The 13,478-nt window shown below is 44.2% G+C and carries 10 protein-coding genes; all 10 read right to left on the bottom strand.

Going from position 1 to position 13,478, the window contains the following annotated elements; all coding sequences use genetic code 11:
• Positions 1–3: 3 nt before the first annotated feature.
• Positions 4–1,335 (bottom strand): efflux RND transporter periplasmic adaptor subunit, encoded by a 1,332-nt coding sequence (locus P2H89_RS23020; protein ID WP_275831353.1) that lies wholly within the window; start codon positions 1,333–1,335, stop codon positions 4–6.
• Positions 1,313–2,566, bottom strand: a complete 1,254-nt coding sequence (locus P2H89_RS23025; protein ID WP_275831355.1) for a TolC family protein — start codon at positions 2,564–2,566, stop codon at positions 1,313–1,315. The genes P2H89_RS23020 and P2H89_RS23025 overlap by 23 nt, the downstream gene beginning before the upstream one ends.
• Positions 2,550–4,484, bottom strand: coding sequence for an efflux RND transporter permease subunit (locus P2H89_RS23030; RefSeq protein ID WP_275831357.1), 1,935 nt, complete (start codon positions 4,482–4,484; stop codon positions 2,550–2,552). The genes P2H89_RS23025 and P2H89_RS23030 overlap by 17 nt, the downstream gene beginning before the upstream one ends.
• A gap of 2 nt (positions 4,485–4,486) precedes the next feature.
• Positions 4,487–5,779: an efflux RND transporter permease subunit gene (locus P2H89_RS23035; RefSeq protein ID WP_275831360.1), complete on the bottom strand. Its 1,293-nt coding sequence runs from the start codon at positions 5,777–5,779 to the stop codon at positions 4,487–4,489.
• Between the two features lie 58 nt (positions 5,780–5,837).
• The gene (locus P2H89_RS23040) at positions 5,838–6,212 is read right to left on the bottom strand and encodes a heavy-metal-associated domain-containing protein (RefSeq protein WP_275831362.1); all 375 of its coding nucleotides are present in this window, start codon (positions 6,210–6,212) and stop codon (positions 5,838–5,840) included.
• 25 nt (positions 6,213–6,237) lie between these two features.
• Complete coding sequence (locus P2H89_RS23045; RefSeq protein ID WP_275831364.1) at positions 6,238–7,227, bottom strand: hypothetical protein; 990 nt, start codon at positions 7,225–7,227, stop codon at positions 6,238–6,240.
• Between the two features lie 889 nt (positions 7,228–8,116).
• The gene (locus tag P2H89_RS23050) at positions 8,117–8,332 is read right to left on the bottom strand and encodes a heavy-metal-associated domain-containing protein (protein WP_275831365.1); all 216 of its coding nucleotides are present in this window, start codon (positions 8,330–8,332) and stop codon (positions 8,117–8,119) included.
• Between the two features lie 103 nt (positions 8,333–8,435).
• Complete coding sequence (locus tag P2H89_RS23055; protein ID WP_275831367.1) at positions 8,436–9,488, bottom strand: iron-sulfur cluster-binding domain-containing protein; 1,053 nt, start codon at positions 9,486–9,488, stop codon at positions 8,436–8,438.
• A gap of 30 nt (positions 9,489–9,518) precedes the next feature.
• Positions 9,519–11,792, bottom strand: coding sequence for a heavy metal translocating P-type ATPase (locus P2H89_RS23060; protein WP_275831369.1), 2,274 nt, complete (start codon positions 11,790–11,792; stop codon positions 9,519–9,521).
• Between the two features lie 254 nt (positions 11,793–12,046).
• The gene (locus P2H89_RS23065; RefSeq protein ID WP_275831371.1) at positions 12,047–13,462 is read right to left on the bottom strand and encodes an MFS transporter; all 1,416 of its coding nucleotides are present in this window, start codon (positions 13,460–13,462) and stop codon (positions 12,047–12,049) included.
• Positions 13,463–13,478 lie beyond the last annotated feature (16 nt).

Consider the following 13,478-nt stretch of genomic DNA (forward strand, 5'->3'; position numbering starts at 1 on the left):
ATACTACTGTTTGGCTTTGCCATTTACTTTTATGAAACTTTCGCTATCTACGAGATAAGCCGCGTTAGAAGCTACCTGCCAACCTGCTATTTCAGTAATAACTTGTATGAAACCTTCCGATTCTATCCCGGTTTGAATTTCGGTAGGGCTATATAAGCCATTGTCTTTTCTGAATACAACAGACTGAGTACCTAATCGCCAGACAGATTTTTTAGGTAGCCACCAGTTTCCGCTGTAAACGACAGGGATAATACCGGTAAGCAATTGCCCTACCTGGAAATTATTTTTATTCAGATAAACTCGTCCTATCAGGAAGTTCTGTCCGTTGCGAAACACCGGTTCTATTAATCCTATACGGGCAGATTGAATAGCGTTTTTATTTCCAGCCGGATAGAACAACAGTTTTTGTCCTTTTTTTAATTCTGTGGCCAATGACGGGAGGAAGGCAAATTCTGCCACAAGGTTAGTAGCCTGATAGATGGTAAAAATCATCTGGCCGGCATTTACATATTGACCTTCGCGTATCATAACCGGAGTGGGGGTGGTTACAGGCAGCAAAACATTGCTATTACTGGCAGGACTGCCGCCACCCATCCCCTCCATGCCACTTGCTGCCGCAGCAGGCTGTCCCATGGTTGAGGCGCCTGCCGCCGCAGGCGTAGTGGGAATAGCTGATTGTTCCAGTATATATCCATTCGCATTGCTATATACCGGAACGCGGTACGAAATTTTTCCAGTTTTTATTACCTGTTCAACCTGATTAGCAGGCAAACCCAATAATATCAACCGTTGTTTGGCGCCTGCCAACATTTCCGGGCTGTTGTTGGCTACAAAAATCAGCTCCCGCTGGGCGGCAGCCAAGTCCGGAGAATAGATCTCCATGATCAGTTGTCCTTTCATTACCGGTTGAAAATTGTATTTAACCAGTAATTTTTCGATGCGCCCGCTTACCCGGCTGGCCAGGCTGGTTTGATTGCGGGTATCATAAGTAATCCTACCACTTACTTCCACTGAACTGATACGGGTGCCGGTTTCGGCTTTGATGGCAGGAATGCTGGCGATCACCCTTTCATTGGTAGGTTTGGTAAGCAGGGCCACACTGCTGTCAACGACTAATTCCTTATTGGCATCTTTCAATACCAATTCCATTCCGCAGATGGGGCAGGTTCCTGGTTGATCCCTGATCACCTGGGGGTGCATGGGGCAGGTATATTGTTGTGCCTGCTTGTGGCCGGCATGAGTAGCCTGACTGCCTGCCTTGTCTTTGCAGGAGAACAGGCTTACCGATGCCAGCAGTATTGCTGCCAGCATTTTAACGATATAATTCTTTCTCATAATCCACAATCATTTCGTATAGTTTCAATTTCTCATCCAGCACATTCATTTGCATCATAGTTTGCGCTTCCCAGGCGTCAATGACAGCAGGCAACTGTATTTTATTTTCCTGGTACACCAGGAAAGTGGCATCGAATGTTTTTTTAAGGGCAGGAATGATCTTTTCCTCCATGGCAATGATGCGTTTTTGCATTGATTGGATTTCGTACTGCATTCCATACAGCATGCCCTGCGTTTCCTGGAGCATGGCCGCCCGTTCCTTTTCCATGCCCTGTATGTTATAGTGCATGGCTTTAACTTCATTTTTGTACATTTTGGAAGCCCAAGGCGCTATGGGTATAGATATCATGCCCATAACACTGAATGCGGTCGGCATGGCAGCATCGAGGGGATACATATGATCAAAGCGGATACGGAAATCTGGTTTTTTTTCTTTCTGCATACTCTCCACATTTAATTGCATGGAGCGGATGCTTTCATTCATTTTAAAAACATCTTTCCGGACGGCGGCTAACATAGCCGTATCATAGGATGCAGATGGTGCGAAAGTGGGCTGATATAAGGAATCAATGTCAAATTGCTCACTGCCGGGTGCATTCATCAGGCTATTAAGCCAGGCCCTTGCCTTCGCAATGGTTCCTTCCTGCATACGGATCATGTTACGGTTTTCCTCTATCCGGGCATCTGCCTTGAATACACTACCTAACTGGGACTGGTTGTAGGGATAACGTACTTCTTCAATTTTCTTCATCATTACCATGATCCGTTCATTCTCCTCCAACACCCTTATTCGCTGTTTAGCTATGAGCCAGTTGAAGTAAAGTCGTTTGGCCTGGGCTTTGAAGTCATTCAGGGTGATGTCCCGGTTGGCTCTTTCCACGTTTGCCTGAGAAGCGATGTATTTCTTCCTGGCTTTTAGCTTCGCCGTATTGGGTATATCCTGTTCGATGGCCAGCATCAGGTTTCCTTTGTCTCTGCCATCCATAATGATCTGATTGGGATAGGGTGTCATGAAAGTTCCTACACCCACCATTGGAGCCATCCAGCCGGTAGCTGCTTCTGCACTATATTTATAACTTTCTGCTTTCAGGCCATAAGACTGCAGCAATACATTGTTCCTGGCTATTCTTTGCAAAATAGTATCCAGCGGTAAAATGGATGGCTGCTGCGCCAATAATTGCAGGGGCACCAGCAGGATTACTAAAAGAATATATTTAATGCTGTGTCTCATGGATTTCAAGTTTTCCATACTTCCGTAATTCATATTCCTTTGTCATTAAAAATATCAGCGGGGTAACCAGTAATATATGGATGGAAGAAGTAAGTACACCGCCTATCATGGGTAATACAATAGGCTTCATAACATCTGTACCAACGCCACTGGCCCATAGAACAGGCACCAACCCGAATAAGGATACACATACCGTCATCAGTTTGGGACGTAGTCGTTTAGCAGCGCCATGGATCACATACTGGCGAAGATCTTCCTTGGTAATAGTCCCGCTGGAATTACCTTTTTCTGTAGCCAATTGTTTCATGGCGTCGTTTAGGTAAATAACCATCACAATACCTGTTTCCACGGCTATTCCGAATAAAGCGATAAAACCCACGGCTACCGCAACGGAAAGATTGGTGCCCCATATCCAGATCATATAAGCCCCGCCAATTAAGGCGAATGGCACAGTGATCAGGCTTAAAAAGGCTTCGCGTAATGAATGAAAGGCTAAATAGAGTGAAAAGAAAATGATCACCAGTACAATGGGTGCTATCCACAGCAGGGTTTGCTGGCCACGTATCAGGTTTTCATACTGCCCGCTCCATTCCAGGTAGTATCCCTGTGGCAATACGCCTTTGGCCTGGCTCATTTTCTGGATGGCTTCTGTTACCGTACTGCCGAGGTCCCGATCACGGACATTAAATAAGACTGCGCCTCTCAACATGGCATTTTCTGAGCTGATCATTGGTGGCCCATCCTCAAAAGCTACGTCTGCCACGGCCGACAAGGGAATTTCTCCGAATGCGGGGCTTGCCAGCGGAATGCGTTTAATGCGTTCCACACTATTGCGGTATTCCTGCGCCAGGCGAACCGCTATAGAAAAGCGCTGTCTTCCTTCAATGGTGTTACCTATGTTTGAGCCGCCCAGGGAAGTTTCCACTGTTTGGTTAACATCGTCAACGTTCAGGCCATAGCGGCTTAGGTCAGCGCGGCGAACATTAATGGAAAGGTATTTTCCCCCGGTCACCGGTTCAACATACAGGTCAGCAATGCCCTTTGTACCTTCCAGCACTTTTTTGACCCGTTCAGAAACCGACGCTATACTGTCAAGGTTCTGCCCATACACTTTTACGCCTACGTCAGTCCGGATGCCTGTAGACAGCATATTGATGCGGTTAATGATGGGTTGTGTCCACCCATTAACGACGCCCGGTATTTGTAATTTGGCGTCCAGCTCGTTAACAATATCTTTTTTGGTGAGACCAGCCCGCCATGCGGATTTCGGTTTCAGCATGATGATGGTTTCAATCATGCTGATTGGGGAATTGTCTGTGGCTGTGCTGGCCCGGCCCGCTTTACCCAATACTTTATCTACCTCGGGAACCGATTTGATAATTTTATCCTGTACCTGTAAAATGCGTTTGGCCTCAGCGTTGGATACATCAGGTAAAGTAACCGGCATAAACAAAATGCTCTGCTCATCGAGCGGTGGCATAAACTCAGTTCCCTGGCTTTTCAGCAAAGGAATAGTGACTGCCAAGGCTATGATATTGATGGCCAATGTTGTTTTTCGCCATTTTAAAACAGTTCTTATGATGGGTTCATAGATCCTTTCCAAAATCCTGTTAACCGGGTTGGCGTTATCCGGCCTGAATTTCCCTTTCATGAAAAAGGAGATCAATACAGGCGCGAGTGTGATGACCAACAAGGCATCCACGATCATAATGAATGTCTTGGTATAGGCCAACGGATGGAACAATTTGCCTTCCTGTCCTGTCAGCATGAACACTGGCAGAAAGGAGGTAATAATGATCACGGTGGCGAAGAAAACGCCCCGTGATACCTGCTTACTGGATTGTTCGATTATTTTTAACCGTTCTTCTTCCGAAATCCAGTTTGCTGTTTTTTTGTTCTTCTTTTTGAACCAATTCATAACTACTCCGATTGTTTATTTTGTTTTAACCAGGCTTCATATCGTACGGACAAGTGTTTATAGGCATTTTCACTCATGATAATGCCGTTGTCCACGATTACACCAATGGCCAGTGCAATGCCGGTAAGTGACATGATATTGGAGGAAATACCAAAGGCATTTAACAAGATAAAACTGGCAGCCAGGGTAATGGGAATTTGTATAATAATGCTCAGGGCACTGCGCCAATGGAAAAGAAAGATGATCACCACCAGAGAAACTACAATCATTTCTTCAATAAGCGTTCTTTTTACTGAATCAATGGATTCTGTAATTAGCTCGCCACGATCATAGACAATATCGAATTTTACTTTTTCAGGGAAACCTTTGGCCACTTCCTGCATTTTGGCTTTTACTTTATCAATGATGGCCGCTGCATTTTCGCCATAACGCATGACCACGATCCCACCAACACGTTCACCCTGGCCATCCTGGTCGAATATGCCCAGCCTTGTTTCGCCGGTCATTTGTACAGTAGCCACATCTGCCACCCGGATGGGAATGCTATTTTGGTTTTTGACGGCTATATTCTCAATCTCTTGCAGTGATTTCAAGTAACCGGATGTTTTAATAATATATCCTATATCACTTAACTCAAATTTTCTTCCGCCTGATTCATTGTTATTGGCCCGGATCGCATTAATGACTTCGGGAACCGAAAGTTTATAATACAGTAACTTGTTGGGGTCAAGGGTGACCTGGTATTGCTTTTGAAAGCCGCCAAAGGAAGCGATCTCGCTGACACCTTCCACATTTTGCAAAGCAAATTTGATATACCAGTCCTGTAAGGCTCTTTGTTCTCCCAAATCCATATTGGGGGCATCGAGGGTATACCAAAGAACATGGCCTACGCCCGTTCCATCAGGCCCTAATTGCGGTGTGACGCCGGTTGGTAAAGTTCTTGTAACGGTACTCAATCTTTCCAGTACTCTTTCCCTGGCCCAGTAAATATCCACATCATCATCAAAAATGACATAAATAAAGCTCATGCCGAACATGGAGGTACCCCGTACATATTTGATGCGTGGCAATCCCTGTAGGTTAGTCACCAACGGATAAGTAACCTGGTCCTCTATTAACTGCGGGCCTCTGCCCATCCATTCCGTAAAAACGATCACCTGGTTTTCGGATAAATCCGGAATGGCATCAATAGGGTTGCGCTTTACCGCAAAAAATCCCCAGACGAATAAGCCTGCCGAGAGCACGAGCACGATAAAGCGGTTTCTAAGAGACCATTCAATTATTTTATGAACCATAACTGATTTTAATAAGCTGGTTTATTCTATCCTTCTTCGATCAGATTGCGTGTTTCTTCTACCGGTGGTGGCCTGAATGATCAGTTTGTTTATCAGTTTTGCCCCTGTCATACAAGCAGCATCCGGGTAATTTGTTATATATGGAATCAGCCGCTTTTTCTTTTTCGGTGTCATGCCCAACGGCTGCAATTTTTTTCTGGATGGCAGCATTGGAGGTTTTGGCAGGATCATAAACAACTGTCATTATTTTTGTCTCAACGTTCCACTCTGCCTTTGATATCCCCTCACCAGTAGCAGACTTTTCAATCCTTTTTTTACACATCCCACAATTACCATATACTTTAAAGGTTTCTGTTTTGGAATCCTGCGCCAAAGCTGTTTGATGGGTAAATGCAGCGACAACAGCTAATATGAGAAATGCTAACTTTTTCATTGTTCAAGTATTAAGTGTTTAAGAATTATTGTTTGATTACAATTCCATTGGGCTTTTTGCCTACGGGAATATCTTTGATCTTTGAGTGTTCATTGACATTGATCACAGAAACAGAAGCGGCCATTTGATTAGTAACGTAGGCCGTATTGCCATCAGCGGTAAATCCCACTGCATGTGCCCCTGCAGCCGTATTGAAGCTACCGGCATGGTTCCACTGATTGCCAACCTGGCCCCACGACCAGTAATGGACCTTGCCATTGTCGGGGTCTGTTACCCACAGCTCTTTTTTGGCACTGTTATGAGCAGCACTGCCAGGCATAAATCCTAAGTCAATGGTCTGGACAACGGCATTAGTAGACACGTCTATAACACTGATGGTTTTTCCTTCCTCATTGTCTACATACATTTTGCCATCAAAACCAACCCATGCGCCAACCGGTTCCGCACCCACCGCAACCGTGGCTATAATTGATTTAATTGCAGGATCAATGACGGAAACTGTGTTATCGCCTCCATTGGCTACGTAGGCTTTTGATCCATCAGCAGAAAAAGTTACCTCGGCAGGTTCCATGCCTACGGCTATATTATTTTTCAAAGCGTAGGTCTGAGCATCATATACGAGCACTTTGCCGGTCATTTCCATTTGCGATACCCATATTTCCCGGCCATTGGGAGAATACATAGCGTTGTGGTTAGATACCGGCAAGTCTACCGTTTTCAATATATTGCCTTTAACAGCGTCCATTACCAGGACCTTGCCTTTCATATCATTCATGCCGCCGGAATGGCCTGCGCTCAGGTCCATGCCCGGTACTCCGATAGCGAGGCGGTGCATATCAAAAATGCCGTATAAAGACAGGTGATGGGGCCACATGACCATTTCATTGCCTGTTCCCATTAATTCCAGGGTTTCAGTGACGGAGTTTTTATCGAGGTCAATAACTGAAATAGTACTGCTTTCGCCATTGACGACATAGGCCGCCGGGTAATCAATTTGTTTATCTTCCATTGACATACCGGGTATTTTTTGTTTTCTGCAGGAAAGTATGGATGCAGCAAGCAGCATTGCTGAACAGGCCGCTGCCAATGCAGGGCGTCTGGCCATGAACATAAATGAACATTTAGATTAAAAAATAAGGCTACGTCTGAGCGGTAATGATGGCGGGCGATATAGGCTTAGGCTATGAAGTAAAAGAAGAAACAGATACGCCCGTAGCAGGGGATCAGATGCGGAAAGTACAAAGGAAAATATATGGTTGAACCTTTCCAGTTCGGGGCGGAGCATTGTTTACCGGAAACTCCTGTGTTAATGAACTTATCTGCACCTGCGGCAGTTCAATAAAATTGACGGGTGTTACGAGGGAGGTAAATGCCAGGAGCTGAAAAGCTGATTCGGTTGTTTTCTGGTCTTTGTCCAGCTTAATTAGCTTATGTTCATCTTTGCAGCACTTTTTCTTGCAGGAGCTCTTGCTCTCTTTAGTGCTGCATTTGCTGCACTTTTTGGCTTTCTTTTCATGCCATAGTCCCTGTTCAACCAGTTTACCCATGCAATAATGCATGTGAACAGTTGCCCCGGTTGAAGAGCCTATGTAAAGAATAGCTAATATGCAGACAATGAACTTTTTCATTCCATATCAAAAGTAGAGGTTATTTTGAGAAATGGTGTTATATAATTTTCCCCTGATTTATATTTTAATGCATTCTATCCCGCTATTTAGTTAAAAATCAATGCTCGTGGGCTGGCCTTCCTTCTTATTCACCGGACTTTGTAGTTCCGGATGATTGATCCTTCCTCCCTCTTTGGACGTAAATTGGACAAATACCCTCTAAAAGTTAGAGCAGAGGGTGAGAGTGAGAGAGCTGGCCGGGGCGTAAATAAAAACGGGCGGTAACCGCCCGTTTATTTATTTGACCAATTCTACAGCCTGATAGCCTGCCTTTTCTACCGCCTTTTTAATGTCAGTACTATTGGATTTATCTGTGGATACTGTCAGAACTTTATCCGGATTTTGGACATCTACTTCCCAATTGTCTTCACCAGCCACTTCATTCAAAAAAGGGGTTACGGTGGCTATACAGCCTGAACATTTGATATTTGTTTTAAATTGTACTGTTTCCATAGTTCACTTTTTATAAATTAATATTGTATTGTTTACTGTAGTAAAATTACGTCCGCTTCCTGCTTTGGTGTTACACAATACCAGGAGTGTTTTATATAATTTTCTACACATCGATTTCTATGGTCACCTCATCATTAAGCGGGTAGCTTTGGCAAAGCAGGATCATTCCGGCATCCAGCTCCTCTTTTCTTAAAACATAGTTGGAAACCATAGTGACTGCTCCTGCAGTAAGCCGTGCGGTACATTTTCCGCAGGTCCCACTGTTGCAGGAATAAGGCAGAGTGATACGATCCTCCAATGCTGATGTTAAAATACTAGTGCCAGGCCGTACTTCTAAAAGGTTTGATTGCTCATAAAAATGTAGCATCACTTCGTGCATGTCTTGTGGCAATTCAACAGGCTTGGGGTTTTCATCCGGTCTGAATCTTTCCACGAATATATTTTCCGAGGGTACAGCAAGTTCTGCCAAAGACTCTTCCTGTATTTTGATAAGCGAGGATGGGCCGCAAATAAAATAATGGGCTTCCGGAAGATGACCAGGTACATGCTTTTTTATCAGCTTTTTGACAATAATTTTATTTAACCGGCTCAAAACAAGTTCACCAGTGGGCAGTTTCATATCCTGTGCCTGCTGGGACAGTGCATGTATAATAGTTATTCTGTTTTTAAAAGTATCTATCCACTTTTCAATCATTCCATTAAAAATAATATACTCCGTTGACCTATTGGCATAAATGATGGTAAGTTGGGTGGTTGGCAGGTGATGAAGAACCGATTTTGCAATAGAAAAGCAGGGAGTAAAACCACTTCCCGCTGCCAGTAACACTATGTGTTGGCTTTTCAAGGGGCGAATAAAGGCACCATAGGGGCCATCTACCTGCCAATGTTGGACGTTTTCCGCATTGTCAACGATATAACTACTCATCAATCCGCCGGGCACTTTCTTTATGGTGACAGCCGGCTGTTCGTCAACACCTGGAGCTGAGCTCAAAGAATACGACCTGGTAACAGGAGCGCCATTTACAAGAATGGTAATGTTGATAAATTGTCCTGCTTTATAGTCAAATTTTTCCGCACCGGTATTAAATTCGATGGTTATTGTATCCGGTGTTTCCTGCACTATCCTTGCTGTTCTCCAGATATAGAGTTTGTTCATGGATGCTTCTAAGATTTTCTGTAGGGTAAATCAAATTCGGGCAGCTTTCAGTCGGAGGCTGTTGCTGACCACACTTACTGAGCTGAGAGCCATTGCCGCGCCTGCTATCATAGGATCCAATAAAAATCCATTGAATGGAAACAGAACGCCTGCTGCTATGGGAATGCCTATGATATTGTAGATGAAAGCCCAAAAAAGATTTTGCTTAATGGTACGTACTGTCTTGTGGGACAGATTTAATGCTTTGGGAATGCTGTTCAGATCGGAAGTGATCAGGGTCATTTTGGCAACATCCATAGCAATATCTGAACCTTTACCCATAGCAACGCTCACATCAGCCTGAGCCAATGCCTGGGAATCGTTAATGCCATCTCCTACCATAGCCACTACTTTTCCCTGGCTCTGCAGTTGTTTGGCAAAGTCAGCTTTGAAAGAAGGCATTACTTCAGCATGATAGGATTTGATGCCGACCTTTCTTGCCACGGCAGCAGCGGTGTGCGCATTGTCACCGGTAAGCATGTGTACCTCAATCCCCCTTCGTTGCAGGGCCTCAATGGCGGCTTTTGATGATTCCTTTATTTTGTCGGCAATAGCGATAGTTGCCAATACTTTTCCCTCACCTGCAAAGTAGATAACCGTTCTCGCATCCTCTTGCAGGGCGGCGGCTTTAGCTTCTACTTGTTGATCAATAGGTATATTGAAATCGTTCAAAAGTTTACTGTTACCTACGAGGTAGGTAATTCCTTCTGCTTCGCCTGTGATGCCTTTACCGGTGATGCTTTCAAAAAACTGAAGTCTGGGCGGATTGAGGGTGCTATTTTGGAGGTAATTAACAACTGCTTCTGCCAAAGGATGTTCCGAGTGATGTTCAAGACCCAATAAGATAGATTGATGCAAGGCTCTATTCTCACTATGAGCATTCCACACTAAGTCTGTCACTACTGGTCGTCCTTCAGTAATTGTGCCCGTTTTGTCTAAAATAATGGCATTCACCTTATGAGCCAGTTCGAGGCTTTCTGCATCTTTAATAAGGATATTGTTTTCTGCACCTTTGCCCACACCGACCATAATGGCGGTGGGCGTAGCCAGGCCCAATGCACAAGGGCAGGCTATAACCAGCACAGTCACAGAGGTGATCAATGCATGAGTAAAGGCATTGTCTCCGCCCAATATCATCCAGGCCGCAAAAGTGAGGACTGCGATGCCAATCACCACCGGAACAAAGATGCCGGCAATTTTATCTACCAACTTTTGTACAGGTGCTTTGCTGCCCTGCGCTTCCTGTACCATTTTGATAATCTGAGCAAGCAAGGTGTCAGCTCCTACTTTATCAGCCTTGAATCGGAAACTGCCCTTCTGGTTGATAGTACCTGCATATACAAGATCATTTTCTTTTTTGGCCACAGGTACAGGTTCCCCTGTGATCATGCTTTCATCCACATAAGAATCACCATATACAAGAGTCCCATCCACAGGTATTTTATCGCCGGGCTTTACCAGTATAACGTCGCCTGTTCTAACTTGAGCAATAGCTGTTTCAGTTGTATTGCCAGTAGCATCTACCAACAGCACTGTCTTGGGTTGTAAACCAATCAATTTTTTGATGGCAGAGGAGGTATTGGATTTTGCCTTTTCTTCCAGCAGTTTGCCCAGTGAAATGAAGGCAATGACTACAGCCGCTGCTTCAAAATATACATGCGCATGGAGGCCGCGCTGATGCCAGAATTGGGCATAAACTGTATTGAATGCACTGAACAGCCAGGCTATACCAGTGCTGAGTGCAACAAGGGTGTCCATATTCGCCTTCCGGTGCTTTGCCTGTTTCCAGGCATTGATGAAGAAGCTACGTCCCAAAACAAATACAACGGGCGTGGCCAGTATCATCATGATCCAATTACCATAGGGCATGTTCATAAAGAACATGCCGATGATGACAATGGGCAGGGACAGGATGGAAGCCAATATTGTCCGTTGCCTTATCAAGCGGTAATGCCTTTTTTGCGCTTCTTCCCGTACCTCTTCTTGGTTCTCTTTTTCTATTACAAGATCATAGCCTATTGAGCGAATCGTACTGCGCAAGGTGTCCGGCGAAACCATGGCTTGATCGTATTCAACCCAAGCGGTTTGATTGGCAAAGTTTACACCTGCATTCCGCACACCTTCCACTGATTTAAGCATAGATTCCACACTGACAGCGCAGGCGGCACAGGTCATTTCCAGCACGGGATAGGATTCCTTAATGATAGCAGCACTACTATTAGCGACCTTTGGCTTTTTATAGTGAGTGGAGGCGGTCGTTGACATCGTTTTTTTTCAAAGCTACCATTACATGGCTCCATACTTGTTACATAATTGATGAGCTATTTTATATAATTTTTAGAATGTTTAGTGATCACCTCAAAACACTCCTACATTTTAAGTGTGAAACAGATAACAAAGTAATGATCAATATGATTGAACAAAATAGAAAAATACATGCCCTCAAAAAGTGTCTACCTTTTTGAGGGCACATCAAGTTGGCTTTATCCTTACTTAAAACTTGCGTCTTATATGTCGTTTTACTTAGACTGCTTTATTTTCACAGCAGCAATAATAATTCCAAGCCCACCTAATATAGCTGCCCCTAAAAAGGCTGTTTTAAAACCTGCATTGAGTGCCGTTGTTTCCTCCACCCCATTTATTAATGAATTTTTCGTGACCGAAGTAGCAATAACTGCAATGATGGCCAATCCTAATGCTGATCCTACCTGATAACTCGTATTGACAATACCCGAAGCTAGTCCGGTTTCTTCCGGCTTGACGCCAGAAACAGAAATCATCGTTCCGGGTATATAAGCCAGAGACATCCCTAATGCGCCAAGTATGGATGCTGGTAAAACACTGGATAAAAATGTCCCGTTTACAGATCCCATGCTAAATACTAATAACGAAATAGTAAGAAATATAAGACCTGCCATTAAATTCGCCTTAACCCCGTATTTAACTACAAGCTTTCCCGTTACACCTACCATCGTAATCATAATCGTAATTGTCATAGGTAATAATGCCAATCCACTGTGAAATGCATTCAGCTTTAATATTTGTTGCAAATATAGATTTAGGAAAAACCATAATGGAATCCAAGCGGCTGCCAATAATGCGGTAACAATATTACCTGCTGATAAATTGGGCGCTTTTAGAATGTGAAAGGGCAATAATGGGTCTGCGGATTTTCGTTGAGTAAAAATGAATATCACAAATAAAATAACGGCAAAAGCCAATAATCCAATAGTTCGAGAAGAACCCCAACCAGCGTTTTCCGCAGACACAATGGCATACACCAAAATTATCAGGGCGGCAGTAGCCAATACAGCGCCTATCCAATCAATCTTACCGGTATTTTTCCTGCCAGCCTTCAAATATGCCTTACAAAGTGACAACACTACCAATCCCATAGGGATGTTAATATAGAATACCCACCTCCAGTTCGTCCATTCTGTGATAACGCCTCCGAGAAACACACCGGCTGAGCCCCCGGCCGCTGCCGAAGCACCCCAAAAACCAAAGGCTTTTCCCAGTTCTTTCGGGTCGGTAAAAGTGGTCATCAATAAAGTCATTGCAGCTGGTGCAATCAATGCAGATCCTAATCCTTGCAAAGCTCTGCCGGTATTTAAAGATTCAGGTGACCAGGCCGCACCCGCCAGCAGTGAGGCGGCAGTCAGAATAACAAACCCGCACATAAATATTTTCCTTGCCCCAAAAAGATCCGACAACCTGCCTCCTAACAGCAGTATACCGGCAAAAAGCACAACATAAGCATTAAATATCCACTGAAGCCCACTCTGGGCATAACCAAGATCATTTTTAATAGCAGGCAAAGCCACCCCGATTATGGACGTATCCATTATCACCATGAATTGAGCCGTGCATAAAAGGGCCAATGCTATCCATCTCTTTTCGTAATAAATATTGGAGACTAAGTTTCTTTCTTGCATAATTTATTTTTTCGAA

It is taken from the genome of Paraflavitalea sp. CAU 1676, assembly GCF_029223285.1.
GTDB lineage: Bacteria > Bacteroidota > Bacteroidia > Chitinophagales > Chitinophagaceae > Paraflavitalea.

What these genes read in the sequence shown, in the direction of transcription:
- P2H89_RS23045 (WP_275831364.1), bottom strand. Translation starts at nt 7,227, where the DNA reads ATGTCAATGGAAGATAAACAAATTGATTACCCGGCGGCCTATGTCGTC.
- P2H89_RS23050 (WP_275831365.1), bottom strand. Translation starts at nt 8,332, where the DNA reads ATGGAAACAGTACAATTTAAAACAAATATCAAATGTTCAGGCTGTATA.
- P2H89_RS23060 (WP_275831369.1), bottom strand. Translation starts at nt 11,792, where the DNA reads ATGTCAACGACCGCCTCCACTCACTATAAAAAGCCAAAGGTCGCTAAT.
- P2H89_RS23035 (WP_275831360.1), bottom strand. Translation starts at nt 5,779, where the DNA reads ATGGTTCATAAAATAATTGAATGGTCTCTTAGAAACCGCTTTATCGTG.
- P2H89_RS23040 (WP_275831362.1), bottom strand. Translation starts at nt 6,212, where the DNA reads ATGAAAAAGTTAGCATTTCTCATATTAGCTGTTGTCGCTGCATTTACC.
- P2H89_RS23025 (WP_275831355.1), bottom strand. Translation starts at nt 2,566, where the DNA reads ATGAGACACAGCATTAAATATATTCTTTTAGTAATCCTGCTGGTGCCC.
- P2H89_RS23030 (WP_275831357.1), bottom strand. Translation starts at nt 4,484, where the DNA reads ATGAATTGGTTCAAAAAGAAGAACAAAAAAACAGCAAACTGGATTTCG.
- P2H89_RS23065 (WP_275831371.1), bottom strand. Translation starts at nt 13,462, where the DNA reads ATGCAAGAAAGAAACTTAGTCTCCAATATTTATTACGAAAAGAGATGG.
- P2H89_RS23020 (WP_275831353.1), bottom strand. Translation starts at nt 1,335, where the DNA reads ATGAGAAAGAATTATATCGTTAAAATGCTGGCAGCAATACTGCTGGCA.
- P2H89_RS23055 (WP_275831367.1), bottom strand. Translation starts at nt 9,488, where the DNA reads ATGAACAAACTCTATATCTGGAGAACAGCAAGGATAGTGCAGGAAACA.